This window comes from Streptomyces sp. 2323.1 (assembly GCF_900221035.1).
GTDB classification, from domain to species: domain Bacteria; phylum Actinomycetota; class Actinomycetes; order Streptomycetales; family Streptomycetaceae; genus Streptomyces; species Streptomyces sioyaensis.
In genome coordinates, this window is the sequence record NZ_LT907981.1 from 5,772,971 (window position 1) to 5,789,025 (window position 16,055).

Annotated in this window: 15 protein-coding genes; 7 read left to right on the forward strand and 8 right to left on the reverse strand. The window is 72.3% G+C overall.

Going from position 1 to position 16,055, the window contains the following annotated elements:
* Positions 1-27: 27 nt before the first annotated feature.
* Entirely contained in the window at positions 28-1,038 is a 1,011-nt protein-coding gene (locus CPH93_RS24875) for a DUF4429 domain-containing protein (RefSeq protein ID WP_096214129.1), read from the reverse strand.
* A gap of 431 nt (positions 1,039-1,469) precedes the next feature.
* On the opposite strand from CPH93_RS24875, the gene CPH93_RS24880 reads away from it, so the two are divergent.
* From CPH93_RS24880 to CPH93_RS24900, 5 genes are all read left to right on the forward strand, one after another.
* Positions 1,470-2,786 carry a multidrug effflux MFS transporter gene (locus CPH93_RS24880; RefSeq protein ID WP_096215583.1) on the forward strand — a complete coding sequence of 439 codons (1,317 nt, stop codon included), beginning with the start codon at positions 1,470-1,472 and terminating at the stop codon, positions 2,784-2,786.
* Positions 2,783-3,919, forward strand: a complete 1,137-nt coding sequence (locus tag CPH93_RS24885; RefSeq protein ID WP_096214130.1) for a serine hydrolase domain-containing protein — start codon at positions 2,783-2,785, stop codon at positions 3,917-3,919. The genes CPH93_RS24880 and CPH93_RS24885 overlap by 4 nt, the downstream gene beginning before the upstream one ends.
* Positions 3,920-3,959: 40 nt before the next feature.
* Positions 3,960-4,919 carry a small ribosomal subunit Rsm22 family protein gene (locus CPH93_RS24890; protein WP_096214131.1) on the forward strand — a complete coding sequence of 320 codons (960 nt, stop codon included), beginning with the start codon at positions 3,960-3,962 and terminating at the stop codon, positions 4,917-4,919.
* 411 nt (positions 4,920-5,330) lie between these two features.
* On the forward strand, positions 5,331-5,930 hold the full coding sequence (locus CPH93_RS24895) for a TetR/AcrR family transcriptional regulator (RefSeq protein ID WP_093482888.1): 600 nt from the start codon (positions 5,331-5,333) through the stop codon (positions 5,928-5,930).
* 161 nt (positions 5,931-6,091) lie between these two features.
* Complete coding sequence (locus CPH93_RS24900) at positions 6,092-6,838, forward strand: bifunctional DNA primase/polymerase (RefSeq protein ID WP_096214132.1); 747 nt, start codon at positions 6,092-6,094, stop codon at positions 6,836-6,838.
* 148 nt (positions 6,839-6,986) lie between these two features.
* Here the strand turns inward: CPH93_RS24900 and CPH93_RS24905 are convergent, their stop codons facing one another.
* The 4 genes from CPH93_RS24905 to efeO form a co-directional block, all read right to left on the reverse strand.
* Positions 6,987-7,898 (reverse strand): hypothetical protein, encoded by a 912-nt coding sequence (locus CPH93_RS24905; protein ID WP_173909877.1) that lies wholly within the window; start codon positions 7,896-7,898, stop codon positions 6,987-6,989.
* Positions 7,849-8,841 (reverse strand): iron uptake transporter permease EfeU, encoded by a 993-nt coding sequence (efeU, locus tag CPH93_RS24910; RefSeq protein ID WP_096214133.1) that lies wholly within the window; start codon positions 8,839-8,841, stop codon positions 7,849-7,851. The genes CPH93_RS24905 and efeU overlap by 50 nt, the downstream gene beginning before the upstream one ends.
* A 67-nt stretch (positions 8,842-8,908) precedes the next feature.
* The gene (efeB, locus tag CPH93_RS24915; RefSeq protein WP_093482884.1) at positions 8,909-10,240 is read right to left on the reverse strand and encodes an iron uptake transporter deferrochelatase/peroxidase subunit; all 1,332 of its coding nucleotides are present in this window, start codon (positions 10,238-10,240) and stop codon (positions 8,909-8,911) included.
* Between the two features lie 28 nt (positions 10,241-10,268).
* Entirely contained in the window at positions 10,269-11,423 is a 1,155-nt protein-coding gene (efeO, locus tag CPH93_RS24920; RefSeq protein WP_096214134.1) for an iron uptake system protein EfeO, read from the reverse strand.
* 319 nt (positions 11,424-11,742) lie between these two features.
* Between efeO and CPH93_RS24925 the strand changes: the two genes are divergently transcribed.
* Positions 11,743-12,405: a PhzF family phenazine biosynthesis protein gene (locus CPH93_RS24925; RefSeq protein ID WP_096215584.1), complete on the forward strand. Its 663-nt coding sequence runs from the start codon at positions 11,743-11,745 to the stop codon at positions 12,403-12,405.
* Between the two features lie 41 nt (positions 12,406-12,446).
* Here CPH93_RS24925 and CPH93_RS24930 read toward each other — a convergent pair whose 3' ends face one another.
* Positions 12,447-13,145: a biliverdin-producing heme oxygenase gene (locus CPH93_RS24930; RefSeq protein WP_096214135.1), complete on the reverse strand. Its 699-nt coding sequence runs from the start codon at positions 13,143-13,145 to the stop codon at positions 12,447-12,449.
* Positions 13,146-13,303: 158 nt separating this feature from the next.
* Positions 13,304-14,161, reverse strand: coding sequence for a type I methionyl aminopeptidase (gene map, locus CPH93_RS24935; RefSeq protein WP_093482881.1), 858 nt, complete (start codon positions 14,159-14,161; stop codon positions 13,304-13,306).
* Positions 14,162-14,227: 66 nt separating this feature from the next.
* On the opposite strand from map, the gene CPH93_RS24940 reads away from it, so the two are divergent.
* Positions 14,228-14,470 (forward strand): hypothetical protein, encoded by a 243-nt coding sequence (locus CPH93_RS24940; RefSeq protein WP_093482880.1) that lies wholly within the window; start codon positions 14,228-14,230, stop codon positions 14,468-14,470.
* Positions 14,471-14,587: 117 nt separating this feature from the next.
* Here CPH93_RS24940 and CPH93_RS24945 read toward each other — a convergent pair whose 3' ends face one another.
* The gene (locus CPH93_RS24945) at positions 14,588-15,994 is read right to left on the reverse strand and encodes an MFS transporter (RefSeq protein WP_231976952.1); all 1,407 of its coding nucleotides are present in this window, start codon (positions 15,992-15,994) and stop codon (positions 14,588-14,590) included.
* Positions 15,995-16,055: the final 61 nt, after the last annotated feature.

A 16,055-nucleotide genomic window follows, 5' to 3' on the forward strand; every position in this document is an offset into this window, starting at 1 on the left:
CGGCAACCGGGCCGCCGCCGCGGCGACTCAGCCCGCGGTGTGGAAGCGTGCGAGGACCGCGGCCTTCGTCGCGGTGAACTCCTCCTCGGTGAGGATGCCGTCGCGGCGCAGCTCACCGAGCTCGCGCAGCCGGCGCAGCAGCGCGTCATGGTCGTCGGCGGCGCCGGACGCGGTCGCGGCGGGCGTCGTCGCGGCGGGTGCGTTCCCTGCGGGTGTGTTCCCGGTAGGCGCGTTGCCGGCGGGTGCGTTGCCGGCAGGCGGGGCGAGCGCTGCGGGAGCTGCCGTTGCCGGGGCCGCCGCCAGGGTCCCGGCCGTACGGGCCTGCGGCAGGCCGGCCGACGGATGCGGCAGCCGTACCGCGACCGCGGCCGCCAGCAGCGCGGTCGTGCCGCTCTCCTTCTTGAATCCCCACAGCTCAAGCGAGTTGGGGTCGCGATCCGGCGCCGGCTGCTCCGCCGCCCCGTACAGCCGGAAGCGGAGATACCCCGATTCAAGGCCGGAGGGGGCCTGCCACTCCACCGCTTCCAGACCGGTCAGCGTGAAGTCCCGGGGACCCCACTGCCGCTTGGTCTCACTGGTGTTCCAGCGCCATTCGATATGCACCCGCTCCCCGTCGAAGGTGGCGATGCCGTCCACCCCGGCCGCCGTGAGCGGTACCGGCGGGCCCGGCAGCAGATAGCGGTCGGTGGGCCCGTCGGGAATCTGCTCCAGCGTCAGGGCCTGCCGTACGGCGTCGACGAAGTACTCGGCGACGTCGACCCGTCCGGGATCCACCGCCAGCTGGTACGGGCTGGCGTCGTCCGGCAGGCTGCCGCCGGTGGCTTGGAGCAGCGGGTCCGCGCCGTCCCGCAGCCGCAGTCGCAGCCGACCGCCCTTGCGGGCCGGTTCGTAGGCGATCTTGGCCACGGCGGCCAGCGGCACCGTGAACTCACCGAGATACTGGCGCAGTTTGTGCACCCCGCGCTCGCTCCCCGGCACGATCCGTATGACCTCGCCGTCGAAGGTCCAGGTGCCGTCGCGCACCATCAGTTCAGCCATGTCCCGAATCCTATGGAGGCACGGGCCGGTGCCGCGGTTGTCCGACGGAATCCGGTGCGGGCGGGTCCTCAGCCGGTGGTCGTGTGGCTCCCCGGCGGTCGTGTGGCTCCCCCCCCACCCCCGAACCCACCCCCGCCCCCTCCCCCGAAGGGGGAGGAGGGGGAGGGGGCGGGGGAGCGCCCGACGCCCGGGACTGCGCCACGCTCACCTTGGCGACCGGCCTCCAGAGACGGCTTGGCGACCGGCTCCCAGAGGCGGCGACGGGCCCCCAAGCCGCCTGACCCAGGCCGCTGGTCCTAGGACCTCCGGACGCCGCGTTCCGACCAAGGGACCGGCCTGGGTTCCGACCAAGGGACCGGCCTGGAACCGGCCGTGAGCACTCCGGTGCGTGCCACTATGGTGCAGCCCCTCGATGACCCGTGGAGACCTTCATGACGGAGCCCGGCCCCGGTACGGCCGAGACCAGAGACCAGCCCGCAATAACCGGGCGGGCCGCGCCGGCAGCACCCGCCGCGGCCCGCCGCACCAGCCTCCTCGTCACCCTCGTTCTCGGCGGGCTCACGGCGGTCCCGCCGCTCTCCATGGACATGTATCTGCCGGCGCTGCCGCAGGTGACCGCCGCCCTGCACAGCCCGGCCGCCACCGTCCAGCTCACCCTCACCACCTGCCTGGCGGGCATGGCCCTGGGCCAGATGATCGTCGGCCCGATGAGCGACAAGTGGGGACGCCGCCGCCCGTTGCTGGCCGGCATGGTGATCTACATCCTGGCGACCGCCCTGTGCGCCCTCGCCACCAACGCCGAAATCCTCATCGCCTTCCGCCTGTTGCAGGGCCTGGCCGGCGCGGCGGGCATCGTCATCGCCCGGGCCGTGGTCCGCGATCTGTACGACGGCGTGGCGATGGCCCGCTTCTTCTCCACCCTGATGCTGATCTCCGGCGTGGCACCGGTCGTCGCGCCGCTCATCGGCGGCCAGATCCTCCGGATCACCGACTGGCGCGGCGTCTTCGTCGTCCTCACCGTCGTCGGGGTGGCGCTCACCCTCCTCGTCTGGCGCACGCTGAAGGAGACCCTCCCGCCGGAGCGCCGGCACCCCGGCGGCCTCGGCGCGGCCCTGCGCACCATGCGCGATCTGCTCGCCGACCGGGTCTTCTCCGGCTACCTCCTGGTCGGCGCCTTCGCCTTCGCCGCGCTCTTCGCCTACATCTCCGCCTCGCCGTTCGTCGTCCAGGAGATCTACGGCGCCTCCCCGCAGACCTTCAGCCTGCTCTTCGGCCTCAACTCCGTCGGCCTGGTGGCGGTCGGCCAGATCAACGGCAAGCTCCTGGTCGGCCGGGTCGGTCTCGACACGGTGCTGGGCACCGGGCTGGCCGTGATCGCGCTCGCCGCGGGTGCGCTGCTCGCGATGTCCTCGGGCGTTTTCGGCCACGTCGGCCTGGTCCCGATGGCCGCCGGCCTCTTCGTGCTCATGTCCGCGATGGGCCTGGTGATGCCGAGCACCAACACCCTGGCGCTGCTGCGCACCCCGCACGCGGCCGGCTCCGCCTCCGCCCTGCTGGGCACCTCCACCTTCCTCCTCGGCTCGGTGGCCTCCCCGCTGGTGGGCATCGCGGGGGAGCGGACGGCCGTACCGATGGCGCTCGTCCAGCTTTCCTGCGCCGTATTGGCGCTCGTCAGCTTCCTGGGACTGTGCCGCCCGTGGCAGCGTAGGGGGGAGCGCACCGCGTCCGGCGAGAGGACCAGGCTCTGAACGCACCGAGACTCACCTACGGCACACCCGCCCGGGCGGGGCTCGACACCGCCTGGGTCGAACGGCTGGTCCGCGGCGTGCGGGCGCTGCCCGAGGGCCGCCCGCCCTGGTGCCCCGGAGTGGTGGTGCTGGCCGGCCGCGGCCCGGTCGTCGTCGCCGAGGCCGCCGCGGGCTGGGCGCTGCGCTACCGGGCCTACGACCCCGAGCGGGACCGCGGCCTCGATCTGCCGCGCGACCGGTGGGAGCCGATGCGCGTCGGCACCGTCTTCGACCTGGCCTCGGTCAGCAAGCTCTTCACCGCCGTCGCCGCGGTCCAGCAGATCGAACGCGGCCGGCTGGCCCTGGACGACGAGGTACGGGCCGATCTGCCCGCCTTCGCCCCCGGCATCACCGTCCGGCAGCTCCTGACCCACACCTCGGGACTCGCCCCCGAGCTGCCGTTTTACGACCACCGGGACCGCGCCGCCCAACTGGCGCTCCTGTGGGCGGAGGCGGCGGCCCCCAGCGGCCGCCCCGCCGGCGGCCCCCGCTACTCCGACCTCAACCTCATCGCCCTCCAGCTCGTCCTGGAGCACCGCACCGGGCAGCGGCTGGACGCCCTGGTCCACGACGGCATCACCGGCCCGCTGGGCATGTCCAGCACCTCCTACGGCCCGCTGGCGCCGCAGGGCGTGGCGGCCACCGAGGACCAGCGCCGGCCCTGGGCCAAGGCGGACCGCGGGATGGTCCGCGGCGAGGTGCACGACGAGAACGCCTGGGCCCTGGGCGGCGTGGCCGGCCACGCGGGCCTCTTCGCCACCGCCCAGGACCTGGCCGTGCTGTGCCGCACCCTGCTCAACGGTGGCGTCTACGGCACCACCCGGATCCTCGGCCCGGACGCGGTCGCCGCCCTGCTCGACCCGCCCGGCCTCGGCTTCGGCATCGACCAGCCGTATTTCATGGGCGAGTTGGCGGGCCGCGGCGCGGCCGGCCACACCGGCTTCACCGGCACCAGCCTCGTCCTCGACCGCGCCACCGACACCTTCCTGATCCTCCTCGCCAACACCGTCCACCCCCGCCGCCGCAACGGCGGCAGCGCACCGCGCGCCGCGGCCGCCACCCGCCTGGCCCGCGCAGTGGCCTGCGGCGCCTGACCGGCCGGGGCAGACGGGGGCGCACCGTAGAATTTCTGCCATGCACGAGGAACTGCGCGCCGCGCTGGCGGGCCTGCTCGACGGCCTGCCGCCCACGCAGGCCGCGCAGGCAGTCGACCGTCTGATCAGCAACTACCGGGGCCGCACCCCCACCGACGCCCCGGTCCTGCGGGACCGCGCCGATGTCGCCGCGTACGCCGCCTACCGCATGCCGGCCACCTTCGAAGCCGTCCGCGCCGCCCTGGCCGCCTTCGCCGCCCGGGTCCCCGACTGGTCCCCGGCCACCCACCTGGACATCGGCGGCGGCACCGGCGCCGCGACCTGGGCCACCGCCGCCACCTGGGACGGCCCGCACAGCACCGTCCTGGACTGGGCCCAGCCCGCCCTCGACCTCGGCCGCGAACTGGCCGACGGTGTCCTGCCCGACACCCGGTGGCAGCGCCGGACCATCGGCGAAGGCCTCACCGTCCCGCCCGGCACGGACCTGGTCACCGTCTCCTACGTCCTGGGCGAACTCCGCCCCGAGGACCGCCGCGCCGTCGTCGCCGCCGCGGCCACCGCCCGCGCCGTCGTCCTCATCGAACCCGGCACCCCCGACGGCTACCTCCGCATCCGCGAGGCGCGCACCCAGCTCACCGAAGCGGGCCTGCGCATCGTCGCCCCCTGCCCGCACAGCGACACCTGCCCCATCGTCCCCGGGGAGGACTGGTGCCACTTCTCCGCCCGGGTCAGCCGCTCGTCCCTCCACCGCCAGGTCAAGGGCGGCTCCCTCCCGTACGAGGACGAAAAGTTCAGCTACGTCGCCGCCACCACCCTCGACGCCACCCCCGCCCCCGCCCGCGTCACCCGCAAGCCCCAACTCCGCAAGGGCCAGGTCCTCCTGGACCTGTGCACCACGGCCGATGGCCTCCAACGCACCACGATCACCAAACGCCAAGGCACCGCATACCGCGACGCCCGCAACACCAACTGGGGCGACACCTGGCCCTCGGACTCCTGACACGTCCCCGCACCACCACGGCGACCTCGTCCGTCCACCCCCACCGCCCCGCACCCCGAACGACCCCCGCACACCCACGGCGGAACCGTCCCCGCCCCCACCGGGCTGTGGCCCACCAAGCAACGCGAGGTGCCGGGGGCGGAGGGGTGGGTTGCCGGACGTAAAGCGAAGCAGTCCGGCAACCCACCCCGGAGCCCCCGGCACCGCCCCGCCCCACACACCGAGGGCCACAGCCCAACCCCCAACCCGCCGAAGGCGAAATCCAACGGCACCACACCCGGCCCGCGCCCCGCGCAACAACGGCGCCGCACCCGGCAACGCACGCCACGCCGCCAACGGCGCGACCCACCCCGAAACGCCCCGTCTCGAAGAGACGATACGTCTCGCCTCCCACTGGCTAAACTCGGCCCCATGGCCGACAAAGCAGCCCCCGACCCCTCCCGCCGCAGCGAACGCTCCCGCCGCGCGATCTTCGATGCCGCCCTCGCGCTCGTCGGCGAGGTCGGCTACGACAAGCTCACGATCGAGGGCATCGCCGCCCGGGCCGGCGTGGGCAAGCAGACGATCTACCGCTGGTGGCCCTCCAAGGCCGCCGTGCTGCTGGACGCGTTCACCGCCGGTGTCGACGAGGACTACGCCAAGGGCCTGCCGGACACCGGCGATCTGGCCGCGGACCTGAAGTTCGTGCTGCGGGCGACCGCCGACGAGTTCAACGACCCGGTGTTCCAGGCCCCCTACCGCGCCCTCGCGGCGGCCGGCGCGAACGACGAGGAGCTCTCCCGCTCCTTCGTCGACCGGCTGCTGGAGCCCGGCACCCGCGTCTACGTCGAACGGCTGCGGGCGGCGCAGGAAACCGGCGAGGTGGCCGCCGGTATCGACGTACGGGTGGCCGTCGAGATGCTGCTGAGTCCCTTCTCACAGCGCTGGCTGATGCGCACCGGCGAATTGACCCACGAGTACGTCGACACCCTTGTCGACCAGGTGCTGTGTGGTCTGCGGCCACGTGACTGAGCGCGCGTCCGGCCGGTGCCGACGGCGGTGGTCCGTCGCCGATGACCCGAATTGCCGGTATTGGCCTCCCATTCGTTCACCCCGGATCTCCACACCGGTCACCCGGGGAGCAGGATGGTGGCAGCATTGATCCCAGACCACCGCTCGAAGTGAGGGGATAGATGGAACGCAAGAGCAGGTTCTCCCAGTGGCTGCGCCGGCCGAAGAGCGGATCGGACGGCGTCGATACGGACACGGGATCAGCGGCTGCGCGCGGCCGCGAGGACCTGCTGCTGGCGGCGGCCGACGCGGGCTTCCCGGTGGCCCCGGCGGCGCACCCCTCCGGCTACGGCTGTTCCTGCGAGCGCATCGGCTGTCCCACCCCCGGCCGCCACCCCATCTCCTTCGGCTGGCAGACCGTCGCCACCACCGACCGCGACAAGGTCGCCGCCTGGGTCCGCACCCTCCCGCAGGCCAACTTCATCACCGCCACCGGCATCACCCATGACGTCCTGGACGTCCCCGTCGAGGCGGGCCGCAGCGCCCTGGGGCGGCTGGACGCGGCGGGTGTCGACGTCGGGCCGATCACCCTCAGCGGCGGCGGCTTCGGCGACGGCCGGATGCTCTTCTTCACCGCCACCCGCGGCACCCCGGACGACGAGGACGAGTGGTGGCCCTGTGAGCTGGACTGCCACCCCGAGACCATGGACGAGCATCCGGGGATGCGCTGGCACTGCCGCGGCAGCTATGTGCTGCTGCCGCCCTCGACCCTGCCCGGCGAGCAGCCCGCGGTGACCTGGCTGCGCGGCCCCGAGCTGCCGCTGCCCGACCCGCTGACGCTGCTGGAGTCGCTCACCGACGCCTGCGCCGAGTTCAACGACCGCGAGCCGCACCACCACGAGGCAGCGGCCTGGCCGATCAGCCGCTGAGCGGACCGCCCGCCCCGGCTGTCCACGCACCGCCGCCCAGGCCCTCCCGTCCGCTCCCTACACCGAAGGGCCGCCGGGATCACCCCGACGGCCCCTTCCGCACCGAGCAGTTCTCAGCAGTTCTCCCGGGCAGTTCCGCGGCCGGCGGCTACAGCGGCCGGACCGACGTCTTCGCCTCGATCCGGTTCAGCACCGCGACCTTCCCGCCGGCGCTCTTGGCCGGCACCGTGACCGTCTGGCCGGAGACGGTGGTGAAGGCCATCCGGTTGGTCTTCTTCGGCGGGCCCTCCAGGAGGCCCTTCAACGCCCCCGACACCGTGATCGTCGCGCCGGCGAACACCGTCTTCTGCTGGTGGTAGACGGTCGAGAAGAACACCAGCGCGCCGCCGTCCTTCGTCCGCAGCGCCACCGGCGGATAGTTCGCGGCGGTGTCCTCCCACATGATGCGGACGCCGGGCCGGTTGGCGTCCTTCGCCCGCCGGGCCCGCCAGCCGTCGGTGTCCCGGCCGGAGGCGAAGGTGCTGCCCTTGCCGGTGTTGAGGTAGTCCGCGTAGCTGCGGCTCAGCTTGCCGGGGTCGACCGTCAGACCGGAGTCCGCACCGGCCGGCACCGCCTCCGCGTAGCCGTCCTGGTCCGTCTTCAGCTCCGGCGCCTTGTTGCCGGGGAACGTCGCCAGATACACCGCGCGCCACTTCTCATCGATGGCGTTGCGGCTGAACACCAGGAACCAGCGGGTGTACTGGCCGGCGGCGTTCTTGCGGTTGCTGGCCGCGTCCGCGACGAAGTACTTCGGCCAGCCCTTCTGCTGGGGCACGGTGAAGTGCGCGTCCTTGAACTCCAGTGCCGTGAAGCCCGGGTTGCCCTGCGGCCGGAGGGCGTGCGCCGCCTTTATCCCGGCCTGGTCGATGGCGAGCAGCGCGCCCCCCTCGAAGGAGGGATTGAGCTGGGGGGCCAGCTGACGGTTGGCCTTGTTGAAGCCGTCGGTGAACTGCTGGAGCGCCTTGGCGCCCTCAGCCTTCGACACCGCCGGCAGCATCTCCCGCTCGCCGTGCACCGTCATGCACCCGCTGAGTATCACCAGCGCCGCCGCTGCCGACGTCAGTGTTGCGGGCACCCGGAACGGCGACCTGCGTGTCATGGGGCTCGGGCTCCTTCGGGGCGACCTGGGCGGACGGGGTGACCGCCGGGGTGGCACGATTCGGCGACACCCTACCGGGGGCGAAGAAGAACACGAGCGTGGGGATCAGATACAGCGCCCACACCGTGACCTGAAGAACGGTCGGGTCCGGCTGGAAGTTGAAGATGCCCTTGAGCAGGGTGCCGTACCAGCTGTCGGCCGGGATCTGCGCGCTGATGTCGAACGCCTGGGCGGTCAGCCCCGGCAGCACGTCCGCCTCCTGAAGGTCGTGGAAGCCGTACGCCAGCACGCCCGCCGCGACCACCACCAGCATGCCGCCGGTCCAGGTGAAGAACTTCGCCAGGTTGATCCGCACCGCACCGCGGTAGAACAGCCAGCCCAGCGCCACCGACGTCAGCAGGCCCAGCAGCGCCCCGACCAGCGGCCGTACCCCGTCGTTGGCGGACTGGGCTGCGGTCCAGATGAACAGCGCGGTCTCCAGGCCCTCCCGGCCCACCGACAGGAACGCGGTGACCACCAGCGCCACGGTGCCCATCTGCAGCGCCGCGTCCAGTTTGCCGTGCAGTTCCTTCTTCAGATGCCGCGCGGTGCGCCGCATCCAGAAGACCATCCACGTCACCAGGCCCACCGCGATGATCGACAGCGAGCCGCCGAGCGCCTCCTGCGCCTTGAACGTCAGCGTCTCGGACCCGAATTGCAGGGCCGCGCCGAACGCGAACGACAGGACCACGGCGAGCGTGATGCCGATCCAGACCGGGCGCAGCGCCTCCCGCCGGCCGGTCTTGACCAGATAGGCGATGAGAATGCAGACGACGAGGCTGGCTTCCAGTCCCTCGCGCAGACCGATCAGGTAGTTGCCGAACACGTCGGTTCCTTCCCTTCCTTCGTGCAGTTCATGGGGGCGGCGGTGGCCGTTTCCGGCGCCGGCGGTGTCAGGCGAACAGCTCCCGGCCCCACCAGTCGTCCGCGTGACGGACGCCCGGCGGCACCGCGAAGACCGCGGAACCCACGTGCTGGATGTACTCGTTGAGCGCGTCGTTGGCGGCCAGCCGCTTCTGGAGCGGGACGAAGCCCTGGCGCACATCGTGCTGGTAGGCGAGGAAGAACAGCCCCGCGTCCAGCCGGCCCAGGCCGTCCGTGCCGTCCGTGAAGGAGTAGCCGCGGCGCAGGATCCGTATCCCGCCGTTGGAGTCCGGGTGCGCGAGCCGGACGTGCGCGGTCGGCAGCATCGACTTCAGATGCGGGGTGTCCCGCTCGTTCTTCTTGCCGACCGGTGCACCCTCGCCCTTGTCCCGGCCGAAGATGTCCTCCTGCTCCTTGCGGGAGGTGCGGTCCCAGGTCTCGATGTGCATCCGGATGCGGCGGGCGACGAGGTAGGAGCCGCCGGCCATCCAGCTCTCCTTGCCCTTCGCCGCGCCGTCCGCGACCCAGACGTGCTTGTCGAGCGCGGCGGTGTCGGTGCTCGCGAGGTTGTGGGTGCCGTCCTTGAAGCCGAACATGTTGCGCGGGGTCTGCGCCTCCGGCGTCGTCGAGGACGTCTTGCCGAAGCCCAGCTGGGACCAGCGGATGGCGACCTTGCCGAAGCCGATCCGGGCCAGGTTGCGGATCGCGTGCACCGCCACCTGCGGGTCGTCCGCACAGGCCTGGACGCACAGATCGCCGCCGCTGCGCGTCTTGTCGAGGTTGTCGCCGGGGAACTGCGGCAGATCGATCAGCGCCTCGGGCCGCCGGGCCTTGATGCCGAAGCGGTCCTTGCCGTCCTTCTCGAACAGCGTCGGGCCGATGCCGAAGGTGAGGGTGAGCCGGGAGGGCGGCAGGCCGAGCGCCTCGCCGGTGTCGTCCGGCGGCGCCTCCGCCAGACCGCCGACCGCGCCGTCGCCGACCGCGTCCCCGGCCGTCATCCGCGCCGCCGCCTTCGTCCACTCCTTGAGCAGCGCGATCAGCTCGTCGCGGTCGTCGGTGGTGACGTCGAACGAGGCGAAGTGCAGCCGGTCCTGGACGGCGGTGGCGATCCCGGCCTGGTGCTTGCCGTGGAAGGCGACCGCGGAGCCCGCGGTCGCATCCGCGCCGGCCGGCTGGGCGTCGCCGCCGGTGCGCAGCGCCGCCGCCGTGCCGCCGGCCGCGACCGCACCGAGCGCCAGGCCCGCACCGCCCCAGCCGAGCAGCGAACGCCGGGAGGGCGCACGCCCGTTGCCGCTCTGCGCGGCCTTCCCGTCCCCGGCCCCGGTGCCGTCGTGCGTCGTCGTGCCGTTGTCGTGCGTCATGGTGACCCCCTGGCCTGGCGGCGGACGGTTACTTGGTGGTGGCCACGGCGGCGGCCAGCTTGGACAGCGGCTCGGCCAGCGCGTTGACACCGTCGGAGAGCTTCTTGCGCTCGCCCTTGTCGATCGTGTCGTACGAGACGAAGCCGTCGGCGGACTTGCTGTCGCGGTGGTCGTCGAGCAGCTTGCCGATCGCCGTGAACTGCTTGTCCAGCTCCTTGGCGAGCGCCGGGTCGTTCTTGGCGACGACCGGCTTGAGCAGCTCGAACGCCTTCTGGGCGCCCTCGACGTTGCCCTGGAAGTCGACCAGGTCGGTGTGGCTGTAGCGCTCTTCCTCACCGGTGACCTTGCCGGTGGCCACCTCGTCGAGCAGCTCCTTGGCGCCGTTGGCCATGCTGGTCGGGGTGATCTCGGCCTTGCCGACCCGCTTCTGCCAGTCCTTCAGGTCGGTGATGAGCTGGTCGGCGAGCTTCTTGTCGTCCCCGGAGATCTTCTTCTTCTCCCACAGGGACTGCTCCAGCTTGTGCCAGCCGGTCCACTTCTGGCCCTTCTCCACACCGTCGGCGCGCACATCGACCTTGGGGTCGATGTCACCGAACGACTCGGCGACCGGCTCGGTGCGCTCCCAGCCGACCCGCGAGACGGCGTAGGCCTTCTTCGCGGCCTCGACGTCGCCGGCCTTGACCGCGTCGGCGAACTTCTGCGCCTTCGGCAGGGTCTGGTCGGCCTGCTCCTGCACGTACGTGCGGTAGGCGGAGACCGCGGCGTCCAGCTTGGGGTCGCGCTTGGCGCTCGCGCTCTTACCGCTGACGGTCACCTTCTGGCGGATGCCGTTGCCCTTCATGCCGGGCTTGCAGGCGATCTCGTACGAGCCGGCCTTGACCTCGGCGGTGATCTCCGCGCTGGTGCCGGGCCCGATGTTCTCCCGCTCGGTGACGATCCGGTCGCCGGGGGCGTAGAGATACACCTCGGTGACCTTGGAGCCCTTGTTCTGCACCGCGAAGCGGACATGTCCGGCGGGGAACTCCTTGGCGGAGAGCTCACAGCTGCTGTCCGTGGCGGTCACCTCGACCGTGCCCTTTCCGCCACCGCCTTTGCCGTCGTTCTTCGCGGCGCAGCCGGAGACGGCGGTGACGGCCGTCGCCACGGCTATGGCGGCAACGGCGGAGGTGCGAAGGGCTCGCATACGGGGCTCCAAGCGGGCTCGGATGTACGGGTTCGACGTACGGGAACGATAGAGGGTCACTAGGGTCGCCACTAAGGCAGCCCTAACTTACGTGAGGCTTACCTATTCCTGCCCACCGAATCCCGTGATCCCGCTCTCATGGACAACGGCCTGATTACGGATTGACATGGACCGGGTCACGGGATAACCATGCGCCGGTCAAGGTAAGGGCCGGGCCTGCGGGCGGGGTGTGACGGGCGTAGGAGGGCCCGCGAGCCCCGGCGGTCCGGTGTGCGCCGGGGGCCGGGCGCCCCGGCCGGCCGTGCGCTTCACTGTCCGGATGATCGAACTCGATGTGCTCCGGGTCTTCTGCGGTCCGGACGGGGGCGGGGGCAATCCGCTGGGCGTCGTCCGCGACGGGGCTGCCGTCCCCGACGCCGCGGGGCGCGCCGCGCTCGCGGCCGAACTCGGCTTCAGCGAAACCGTCTTCCTCGACGACGAGGCCCGCGGCACCGTCGACATCCACACCCCGAGCTCCCGGCTCCCGTTCGCCGGGCATCCGCTGGTCGGCCTGGCCTGGCTGTTGCGGAGCCTGGGGCGGCCGCCGCGCACCCTGCGCCCGCCGGCCGGGGCGGTCGAGGTCGGCTTCGAGGGGGACCTCACCTGGGTGCGCGGGCGCGCCGCGTGGGTGCCGGCCCGCACCACCCGGCGCCATGCCTCGGCCGCCGAGGTCGACGCGCTGCCCGCGCCGCCGCCTGGCGAGGGCTGGCTCTACGCCTGGGCCTGGCAGGACGAGGCCGCCGGCGTGGTCCGGGCCCGGGGCTTTCCGCGGCGCGGCGACGTCGCCGAGGACGAGGCGACCGGCGCCGCGGCCATGCTGCTGACCCACGAGCTGGGGCGCCCGCTCGACATCCGCCAGGGCGCCGGCTCACAGATCCTCACCCGTGTCCATCCGGACGGCAGCATCGCCGTCGGGGGGCGGGTGCGCCGCCGGACGCCGTAGCGCCCGTACGGCCAGCGAAGGGTGAGGGGGCCCGGCGGTTACTACGCGCTCAGCGGGAACTGCTCGCCCAGCTCGCGGAAGACCGCGCTGTTCAGGCGGAACGCGTGCTTGCACTCGTCGACGACGCGCTGCTTTTCCAGGTCGTCGACCGGCAGGGCGTCCAGCAGCGCCCGGTACTCGCGCTTGAAGGCGGCCGGGTTGGGGATGTCCTCGAAGACGTAGAACCGCACGCCGTCTCCCTTGCGGGCGAAGCCCCAGGTCTTCTCGGCGGTGCCGCGGATGATCTGGCCACCGGAGAGATCGCCGAGATAGCGGGTGTAGTGGTGGGCGACGAAACCGGCCGGCCAGGTGCGGGCGCAGGCCGCCACCCGGTCCGCGTAGGCGGCGGTGGCCGGCAGCGGGTCGAGGCCGGTGCGCCAGCGGGGCCCGCCGAGATGGGCGAGGTCGCGCTCCAGCTCGGGGGTGCGGGCCAGCTCCGGACGGAGGAAGGGGCCCGCGACCGGGTCGGCGGCGAGGGCGTCGGAGACGTCCTCCAGGGCCCGGTAGACGAACCACAGTTGCTCGGTGTAGCGCCGGTAGGCGGGGATGCCGAGCCCGCCGCCGAGGAGATCGCTCATGAAGGAGGAGTTCTCGGCCTCGGTGTGCTGCTCGTGGGACGCGGTGCGGATAACCGTGGAGAACGGGGTGGACGGGGTGGACGGAACGGCCGGTACGGACGGATGCGGGCTGGACGCTTCCAAGGCGGGCCTCCGGGGACCGAGGGGCGGACGGGAGCGGGCCGGCGCGGAGTCTCCCCACTGCCGAGGCTCACCTGAGCCGACCCGTTCCCGACGTCCTGTCGATACCCAGCCTACGCCCGTTCCCGACACCTTGTCGGTAAAAGGTGTCCCCGCTCCCGTCAGGGCAGCGTGAGGATCTCGGCCCCGGTGTCCGTCACCACCAGCGTGTGCTCGAACTGCGCGGTCCGCTTGCGGTCCTTGGTCACCACCGTCCAGCCGTCCTCCCACATGTCGTAGTCGTAGGACCCCAGCGTCAGCATCGGCTCGATCGTGAAGGTCATGCCGGGCCTGATGTCGGTGGTGTGGTGCGGGCTGTCGTAGTGCGGAACGATCAAGCCGGAGTGGAAGGAGGAGTTGATGCCGTGGCCGGTGAAGTCACGCACCACTCCGTAGCCGAAGCGCTTGGCGTAGGACTCGATGACCCGGCCGATGATGTTGATCTGCCGGCCCGGCTTGACGGCCTTGATCGCGCGGTTGAGCGCCTCGCGGGTGCGCTCGACCAGCAGCGTGGACTCCTCGTCCACGTCGCCGCACAGGTAGGTGGCGTTGTTGTCGCCGTGCACACCGTTGATGTACGCGGTGACGTCCAGGTTCACGATGTCGCCGTCCTTGAGGACGGTCGAGTCCGGGATGCCGTGGCAGATGACCTCGTTGAGCGAGGAGCACAGGGACTTGGGGAAGCCGCGGTAGCCGAGGGTGGACGGGTAGGCGCCGTGGTCGCACATGAACTCATGGGCGACCCGGTCCAGTTCATCGGTCGTCACGCCCGGCGCGATGAGCTTGGCGGCCTCCGCCATCGCCTGCGCGGCGATCCGGCCGGCGATCCGCATCTTCTCGATCGTTTCGGCGTCCTGCACCTCGGGCCCCGTGTAAGGGGTGGGCGCGTCCTTCCCGACGTACTCGGGGCGCGGGATCGAGGCGGGGACGGGGCGGGTGGGGGAGATCTTCCCCGGGACAAGGAGCGACTGGCCAGACATGTCAGCGAGTGTATCCGCGGGCCGTCGGGCAGGATGGTGGCACAAAAACATCCACAGGAGGCGGCAATGGCGCTGTTCAAGAGGCGTACGGTCGGCAAGCCGGGCGAGTGGTACTACTGCCTCAACCACCAGAAGGTCGAAGAGGGACCTGAGTGCCGCGCCGCCGACCGCTTCGGCCCGTACGCCACCCGCGAGGAGGCCTCGCACGCCATGCAGACCGCCCAGGAGCGGAATCTGGAGTGGGACACCGACCCGAAGTGGCACGACAAGGGCGCGGGGCGGGGGACGGGCGGCGGGGAAGACGAGTAGGGGGCGCCGGGACGAGTAGCGGGGCGGGCGGCAGGGGCCTCCTGACCCGCTGACCCGCTGACCCGCCGACCCACGCCGTCAGCCGGCCCGTCACTCCGCTCGCCACCCGGCCCCTCCTCAGACCGGCGCCGGGTCCGGGTTCGGGTCCGTGTCCTGGGTGCCGGCCCCGGCGCGGCCGTCGGCGCCGGCCCGGTCGTACGCCCGATTGTCCGCCCCGGCGGCCCGGCGTTCCCGCATCCGCCGGGCGTGCTCATCCGTCCGGGAGTCGTACGCCCTCAGCTTCGGCAGCCCGAGCGCCAGCAGCCCGACCCCCGCGAAGCACAGCAGACCGCCCGCCGACACCGAGGCCCGCACGCCCATCAGGGCCGCCATCCCCCCGACCCGGACCTGGCCCAGCTGCGGGCCCGTCGCGTACGAAAGCAGCTCGATGCCGGCCAGCCGGCCGCGCAGTTCATCGGGGATGGTCCGGTTCCACAGCGCCGAGCGGAAGATGCCGCTGATCATGTCGCAGGCGCCGGCCAGGGCCAGCAGCAGAAGCACCAGCCAGACCTGGCGCAGCTGCCCGGCGGCGGCGATCGCCAGTCCCCAGCCGACGGCCGCCAGCACGATCGCCCGGCCCTGCCGGTGGACCCGCGCGGTCCAGCCGCTGGTCAGGCTCACCACCAGCGCCCCCGCGGGCAGCGCCGCGTACATCATGCCCAGCGACCAGGGCGCGTCGAGCTCATCGGCCAGGAACGGGAAGATCGCCAGCGGGAAGGCGAAGAGCATCGCGAGCACATCGACGGCGTAGGTGCCGAGCAGCTCCTTGCGGCTCCAGGCGTACCGCGCGCCCTCGGCGATCCCGCGCAGGGACGGCTTCTCGGCGTCGTGCGAGGCGGGCGACGGTGCCAGCTTCCGGGTCAGCAGCATCGACAGCACGTAGGTGACCGCGTCGAGGGCGTACGCCCAGCGCAGCCCGGCGGCGGCGAGCAGCCCGCCGGCCAGCGCCGGTCCGGCGATGGCGCCGATCTGCCAGCGCAGTGAGTTGAGGGCGGCGGCCGCGGCGAGCTGGTCGTGCCGCACGATCCGCGGCACGATCGCGTCCAGGGCCGGCCGCTGCAGCCCGGTCAGCGCGCTGGACAGCGCGGCCGCCGCATAGAGCGGCCACACCTGCGGGTGCGGCAGCAGGCTGTTGAGCAGCAGCAACGCGGAGATCAGCCCGAGTGCCAGCTCGCTGACGACGATTAGCCGGCGGCGGTCCACGAAGTCCGCGAGCGCACCGCCGTAGAGTCCGAAGACCAGCAGCGGGACCAGCTCCACCGCGCCCAGCGCACCGACCGCGAGGGTGGAGCCGGTCAGCTCCTTCAGCTGGAGCGGCAGCGCCACGACGGTCAGGAAGGTGCCGAAGACCGTGATCGCTCCCGCGCACCACAGCAGCCGGAAGTCGCGGGAGGTGCGCCAGGGCGCCAGGTCCGGCAGCAGTGCGGCAAGGCGTCGCCGGGCACCGGGCGAGGCGGAAGGAAGTGGGGGGCCGTCCGAAGTCACCGGTGCACCTTCGCCCGTGCGTACGGAACGGTGCAAAGGGTTATTTCCGGTCCGCGGGTGG

Bases quoted from the DNA above. Each gene is read 5' to 3' on its own strand.
- CPH93_RS24940 (WP_093482880.1), top strand. From the start codon at position 14,228: ATGGCGCTGTTCAAGAGGCGTACGGTCGGCAAGCCGGGCGAGTGGTAC.
- efeB (WP_093482884.1), bottom strand. From the start codon at position 10,240: ATGACGCACGACAACGGCACGACGACGCACGACGGCACCGGGGCCGGG.
- CPH93_RS24880 (WP_096215583.1), top strand. From the start codon at position 1,470: ATGACGGAGCCCGGCCCCGGTACGGCCGAGACCAGAGACCAGCCCGCA.
- map (WP_093482881.1), bottom strand. From the start codon at position 14,161: ATGTCTGGCCAGTCGCTCCTTGTCCCGGGGAAGATCTCCCCCACCCGC.
- CPH93_RS24900 (WP_096214132.1), top strand. From the start codon at position 6,092: ATGGAACGCAAGAGCAGGTTCTCCCAGTGGCTGCGCCGGCCGAAGAGC.
- CPH93_RS24905 (WP_173909877.1), bottom strand. From the start codon at position 7,898: ATGACGGTGCACGGCGAGCGGGAGATGCTGCCGGCGGTGTCGAAGGCT.
- CPH93_RS24925 (WP_096215584.1), top strand. From the start codon at position 11,743: ATGATCGAACTCGATGTGCTCCGGGTCTTCTGCGGTCCGGACGGGGGC.
- CPH93_RS24890 (WP_096214131.1), top strand. From the start codon at position 3,960: ATGCACGAGGAACTGCGCGCCGCGCTGGCGGGCCTGCTCGACGGCCTG.
- efeO (WP_096214134.1), bottom strand. From the start codon at position 11,423: ATGCGAGCCCTTCGCACCTCCGCCGTTGCCGCCATAGCCGTGGCGACG.
- CPH93_RS24875 (WP_096214129.1), bottom strand. From the start codon at position 1,038: ATGGCTGAACTGATGGTGCGCGACGGCACCTGGACCTTCGACGGCGAG.
- CPH93_RS24895 (WP_093482888.1), top strand. From the start codon at position 5,331: ATGGCCGACAAAGCAGCCCCCGACCCCTCCCGCCGCAGCGAACGCTCC.